The organism is Synechococcus sp. R6-10 (assembly GCF_047461815.1).
Lineage (GTDB): Bacteria > Cyanobacteriota > Cyanobacteriia > Thermostichales > Thermostichaceae > Thermostichus.
Map to the genome: position 1 here is coordinate 1 of NZ_JANSHW010000640.1, position 6,138 is coordinate 6,138.

Below are 6,138 nucleotides of genomic sequence, written 5' to 3' on the forward strand. Positions count from 1 at the left end.
CCAATCCGTGGTAGCGCATGGTGATCGCCAGCCTGACACCCCGAAAGACTCCTTTCAATAGACAGGGATCCCGAATTTCCAGCACTTGGCTACGGTGGGGTAGGCGCTGCTGAAGCTGCTGAGCCAAGTGGTAGTCTGGCCCAAGGTCAGGGGATCCGGGAGGAGCCAGCTGAAAGGGCACGAAGAGAAGGTATGCCCCCGTGGAAGCCTGGAGACGCTGTAAACCCTGGCTCAAAGCTTCTAGACAGGCTCCGGTCAGTTGCGGATGGGGACGCAAGACCACAGCAATACGGGGCTGAGGCCACATTTCCCATTCCGGCAAGGTTTTGGACGGCAAACTCCAGACGGGATCCGGAGCCACCTGGTGAGGGATCCCCCACTCTTGCAGCCATTGGGAGGCAACCCCATCCCGCACACTGATGGCCGTGCAACCTGCCAACGAGCGACGGGCTAGTGCGCGAATCCACCCCCGCTGCAGCGGCCCGATCCCCTGGGCCCAGGCAAGGGTCTTCAGTCCCCAGCGCTGGGCTAGGCCCATCACCCCCAGGTAGTAGAGAGGGCTGCGCCAACTGGTGCGATCCTGCAACAGACCGCCCCCACCCCAGATGAAAGCCTGGGCCTCCTGGAGACAGCGCCGTAAAGCCAAACTGTTGAAGCGCGGATAGGCCAGCACCCCATAGGTGGCAGCCGTTTCGGCAGGGCGACGGGAGAGCACCACCGGCTGTACGGGGCTGGGCAACTGCTCTAGCTCTCGTAAGAGAGCCAGCAACAGGGCTTCGTCGCCAGCATTGCCGTAGCCATGGTAGCCGCAGATCAAAACCCGAGGCCCTTGCATAGAACCGGCTCGCTCAGGAAAGTCGCGCTGGGATCCTGCTGAGGTCAAGGTTGGGTTGCATTCAGCCCGGTTTATCGAGAACTCAGTTCAATCTACTGTTTTCTCTGGGAATCCAGACCGCCACCATGGCAGAGCTCCTCCCAGGAGAGAGATGCCGACAAAAATTGGGAAAAGGCCGTGACAGCAAAACCTAGGCAGATGCCAGCTCCTCTAGCCACTGGGTCAGGTCGGCCAGCGTCTGAAAGTCCAGCAGAGCCTCTGCCAACCCCTCCAATTGCTCGGTGGGCAGGCGGCGGATGGTCTCAGAGAGGTCTTCCGGCAGGGGCCCCAGCTTGCGCTGCAGTTGACTCAGAGTCAGTCGAGCAGCCTCTTGTTGCAGACCTTGTTGCAGACCTTGCTCTAGGCCTTGTTTCAGGCCCTCCTCTCGCCCTTCTTTGAGGGCTTCTGCTCGCCACATCTGATAGATGGTCGATTCCCGCACAGCCAAACCTCCCAGAACCCTGCTGATTTCCTCTGGCGTCCATGTTAATCCTGCTAAGACGGCAGTGGCCGCTTTCAACTCCTGCCGCAGCTTGGGATCCTCCATCTCAGCTATGGCTCTGGCCACCTGGCGGAGTCGCGGCTCCGGGTTTTCCGGATCTGCCAACACGGCTAAAGGCAGGAGTCCTGGATATTGAGATAGCACCTCTGGATCTTGTTCCCACAGGCGCAAGACCTCAAAGCGATGGGACAGGGATCCCCGTTGAAAAGAAGTCTGGTACACCCGTTCTGACTGGGTTTTTCTTAGGTAGATGACAATCTGCCGCACCTCCTGGTCGGGATAGCGACGGAACAGGCGCAGGCAGTAGTCGGCCATGCGCAAGGGAATGTCGGGATCCGGATCGGTTTGAAACTCCAGATGCAAAATCAGGTTTTGGGCCCGCAGCAGGATGAGGGAGTCCGCGCGAATGGGCTCGCTGGAGAGCTCCGTTGGCTGGAGCTGGATCAAGGGAACCGGGGATCCCAGCAGCCACCGGGCAAAGGACTCGGGGAACCATTCCACCAAGTACTTGCAGACGTTATCGTAGGCCACAGGATCCCTTTCCTACAAAAGCCGATTCTCCCGATGGCCCCTCTGCCGAGATCAGCCGTAGTACCCTTGGTTGATGCGGTTTTCCAGTTGGTTAGCCCCTTCCTGATACTCGCCAAACACGAAGTTCTCGGCGTTGGCTTTGATCAAGGCCTTTTGCTGCTCCGTCAAACCGGAGATCTGCAACATATCTTCCAGGCTCTTGTAGGGGGCATTTTTCACCAGGATGCGAGCTAGGGTGGGATAGAAGCCCGGCAGTTGGCGGTAGTTGCGCAAGATGGTGTTGTTCACGTCAATCGGAGTGTCTAAGTGCTTCACCGCGGGAAGCTCTGCAGCCCTGGCCACAACAGGGATCCCCAAAGGAGCAAAGCACAGACAGAGCACTAACACCACACGAACCAAGATGGACAGCAGCCAGCGCATAGCATCACTTCTCCAAGCAGAATCCAAAAGGCTCATCTGTATAGGTTGCTAACATTCTCCGACCATCTAGTGTCTCATCCCCTCCACCCCGAATCGAGGGCCAAGACAGGATTTGGATCCCGACAGAAACAATTTTTAACAACTATGATCAGGAGACAGTCTTTCTTGCTCTCCCTTTCTCGGCTATCGCACCATGTCCGACTTGGCCCTTCTCCACTCGACTCGACTTGAGCCCCCCAGCCGGGATCCATCTCCAGGGATCCCACAACCCACGCCTTCTCCGGAGCTGGAGTTGCTGGGGCAGACCGAACTCTTTCTCAGACGGCACATTGGGCCGGATGCCCGGCAAATTGGGCAGATGTTGCAAGTGTTGGAGCTGAGTTCGCTGCAGGAGCTGGTGGAGAAGGCGGTGCCGCCGGCCATTCGCAGCAGCCAGCCTTTGCAATTGGGATCCCCTTGCCCTGAGCAGCAGGTGTTGGCGGAACTGAAGGCAATGGCTGCCCAGAACCAGGTGTGGCGATCCTTTTTGGGCATGGGCTATTCCAACACCCTGACGCCGCCGGTGATTCAGCGCAGCATCCTGGAAAACCCTGCCTGGTACACTCCCTACACCCCCTACCAAGCCGAGATCGCCCAGGGACGACTGGAGGCCCTGCTCAATTTCCAAACGATGGTGATCGACCTGACGGGGATGGAGATCGCCAATGCTTCCCTGCTGGACGAAGCCACCGCAGCCGCCGAAGCCATGGCTCTTGCCTACACCTTGGCAGGCAGGGGATCCCCAGTTTTCTGGGTGGATCGGGGCTGTCATCCCCAGACGATTGCAGTGGTGCAGACGCGGGCAGAGCCCTTGGGGATCCAGGTGCGCGTGACGGATCTGGCGGAGTTTTGCCCGGAGAAGGGCTTTGGGCTGCTGTTGCAATATCCCAACACCTTTGGGGAAATCCGGGACTACCGGCAGTTGGTGGAGCAGGCTCACCAGAAGGGGATGGTGGTGACGGTGGCTGCCGACCTGCTCAGCTTAACCCTATTGCAACCCCCAGGAGAGTGGGGAGCGGACATCGTGGTGGGATCCACCCAGCGCTTCGGCGTGCCTTTGGGCTATGGCGGCCCCCATGCGGCTTACTTCGCCACCCGCGAGGCCCACAAGCGGCTGCTGCCAGGACGGCTGGTGGGGATTTCTCAGGATGCTCAAGGCAAGCCGGCCCTGCGCTTGGCGTTGCAGACCCGCGAGCAGCACATCCGGCGGGACAAGGCCACCAGCAACATCTGCACTGCCCAGGTGCTTTTAGCGGTGATGGCTTCTATGTATGCCGTCTACCACGGCCCCCGCGGCTTGCGACACATAGCCGAGCGCATCCACCGCCAGGCCCATCACTTGGCCACTGGGATCTGCCAGTTGGGTTATGAGGTGGGGCCCGAGCATTTCTTCGATACCTTCTGGGTCAAGGTAGCTTCTCCAGAGCAGGTGCAGGCGATCCAGGCCGGCGCTGCCCAGCGACAGATCAACCTACGCCAGATCGATGACCAGACGCTGGGGATCAGCTTGGATGAGGCTACCACGGCTCAGGATCTGCGGGATCTGTGGGAGATCTTCGCCGGAACCCTTCCCCGCAGCGGAACGGAGTCCTTACCGCCAGCTTGGGATCCCGACAGCCCAGAGCTGGACTTGGGCCAGAGCCTGCCGCCCCAGCTCCTGCGCACCACCCCCTACCTCACCCATCCGGTCTTTAACCGTTACCACTCGGAAACTGAGCTGCTGCGCTATATCCACCGCCTGCAAAGCCGGGATCTGGCTCTCACCCATTCCATGATCCCCTTGGGCTCTTGCACCATGAAGCTGAACGCCACGGTGGAGATGATGCCGGTCACCTGGCCGGAGTTTGCCCAGCTCCATCCTTTTGTGCCCCTGGAGCAGGCCCGCGGCTACCAAGCCCTCTTTGCCCAGTTGGAAAAGATGCTGGCGGAGATCACCGGCTTTGCCGGAGTTTCTCTGCAGCCCAATGCCGGATCTCAGGGGGAATATGCCGGCCTGTTGGCTATCCGCCGCTACCACCAAGCCAGAGGGGAAAGCCGGCGGCAGGTGTGCTTGATCCCCACCTCGGCCCACGGAACCAACCCGGCCAGCGCCGTGATGGCGGGGATGCAGGTGGTGAGCGTAGCTTGTGATGAAGCCGGCAATATCGACATTGAGGATCTGCGGGCCAAGGTGGAGCAGCACCGGGAGCGGCTGGCCGCCTTGATGATCACCTACCCTTCTACCCACGGTGTGTTTGAGGAAGGGATCCGCGAGATTTGCCAGATAATCCACGAGGCGGGGGGACAGGTGTACATGGATGGGGCCAACCTCAACGCTCAGGTGGGCCTCTGCCGTCCTGCCGAGCTGGGGGCCGATGTCTGCCACCTCAACCTGCACAAGACCTTCTGCATTCCCCATGGGGGAGGTGGGCCGGGGGTAGGGCCCATTGCCGTGGCCCGCCACCTTGTGCCCTATTTGCCTGGCCATCCTGTTTTGCCCGGCTGTAACGGCCCCGTCAGCGCTGCCCCATGGGGCAGTGCCAGCATTTTGCCCATCTCCTGGGCCTACATTCGCCTTATGGGATCCGCCGGCCTCACCCTGGCCAGCCAAGTGGCCATCCTCAACGCCAACTACATCGCCAAGCGGTTGGATCCCTACTACCCAGTGCTCTACAAGGGGCCGGGGGGGTGGGTGGCCCACGAGTGTATTTTGGATTTGCGCCCCCTGAAAAAAAGCGCTGGCATCGAGGTGGAAGATGTGGCCAAGCGCCTGATGGACTATGGCTTCCACGCCCCCACCATCTCCTGGCCGGTGCCGGGGACGATGATGGTAGAGCCCACCGAGAGCGAATCTCTGGAGGAGCTGGATCGCTTCTGCGAGGCGATGATTGCCATCCGCCAGGAGATTGCCGCCATTGAGCGAGGCGAGATGGATCCGGTGCGCAATCCCCTCAAGTTGGCCCCCCACACCGCTGAGGTGGTGGCTGCCGACCACTGGGATCGCCCCTATCCTCGCTCGCTGGCCGCCTACCCGCTCCCTTGGGTCAAGGCCCACAAGTTCTGGCCCAGCGTCAGCCGCATCGACAACGCCTACGGGGATCGCCACCTGGTGTGCAGTTGTCAGCCCTGGCTCGACGAATGATGGCTGCTCTGGAACTTGGCCCAGAAAGGGAGATTGGTTGTATCCAAAGGCGGGATCCGCTATAACCAGTCAGGGATCCCTGGCCAACGGATGAGAAAAAATCCCCGTCTTGAGCGGTTCACGTCAGTGGGGCCAAGTTCTTTGCCTATTCTTACTCGGCTAACCCTGGGGTTGTTGGCGGGATCCCTCGTGGCCTGCCGCAAGATGCCTGATCCGGTTGCTCAAGAAGTGGATCAGGATCCCGTGCGGCGTCACATCGGCAAAGATGGCACGCACTTTGAGGCTTCCCTGGGGGATACCCGCGCTCTTCCCCCTCAGTTTCCCCCTCACTTGCAGTTGCCCAACGCTTCCATCATCTCTTCGGGACAGATTCGGGATCGAGAGGGGGGCCTTGCTTCCCTGATCTTGCAGACCTCTCAGCCTCTGGAGGCGATTGCCGCCTACTATCGCCGCACCCTGTGGGGCCGGGGCTGGGACATCCTCTCGGACATCGAGCAAGCCAACGGGATCCGCACCTTGGTGTTCGAGTCTCCCCCCCACCCCAAAAAGCCTCTCCAACAGGCGGTGGTGCAAGTGGGATCCCCCCGTCGCGGGCCGGATCAGGTGGAATATCGCGATATCTTGATTTTGCTGAGCACCGTATCCCCCTCT

Annotated in this window: 5 protein-coding genes; 2 read left to right on the top strand and 3 right to left on the bottom strand. The window is 60.5% G+C overall.

Annotated elements, in window-relative coordinates:
- The 3 genes from csaB to psbU all read right to left on the bottom strand — a co-directional run.
- Window positions 1-835, bottom strand: an 835-nt coding sequence (gene csaB / locus NW837_RS14820) for a polysaccharide pyruvyl transferase CsaB (RefSeq protein ID WP_414332347.1), incomplete at its 3' end; no start/stop codon positions are given.
- Between the two features lie 190 nt (window positions 836-1,025).
- Complete coding sequence (locus tag NW837_RS14825; RefSeq protein ID WP_414332349.1) at window positions 1,026-1,907, bottom strand: Rpn family recombination-promoting nuclease/putative transposase; 882 nt, start codon at window positions 1,905-1,907, stop codon at window positions 1,026-1,028.
- Between the two features lie 51 nt (window positions 1,908-1,958).
- Complete coding sequence (gene psbU / locus NW837_RS14830; RefSeq protein WP_414332351.1) at window positions 1,959-2,327, bottom strand: photosystem II complex extrinsic protein PsbU; 369 nt, start codon at window positions 2,325-2,327, stop codon at window positions 1,959-1,961.
- Between the two features lie 193 nt (window positions 2,328-2,520).
- On the opposite strand from psbU, the gene gcvP reads away from it, so the two are divergent.
- Together gcvP and NW837_RS14840 are read left to right on the top strand one after the other, a co-directional pair.
- Entirely contained in the window at window positions 2,521-5,487 is a 2,967-nt protein-coding gene (gcvP, locus tag NW837_RS14835) for an aminomethyl-transferring glycine dehydrogenase (protein ID WP_414332353.1), read from the top strand.
- Between the two features lie 141 nt (window positions 5,488-5,628).
- Window positions 5,629-6,138 (top strand): hypothetical protein (locus NW837_RS14840; protein WP_414332355.1); only part of this gene is annotated, 510 nt, incomplete at its 3' end.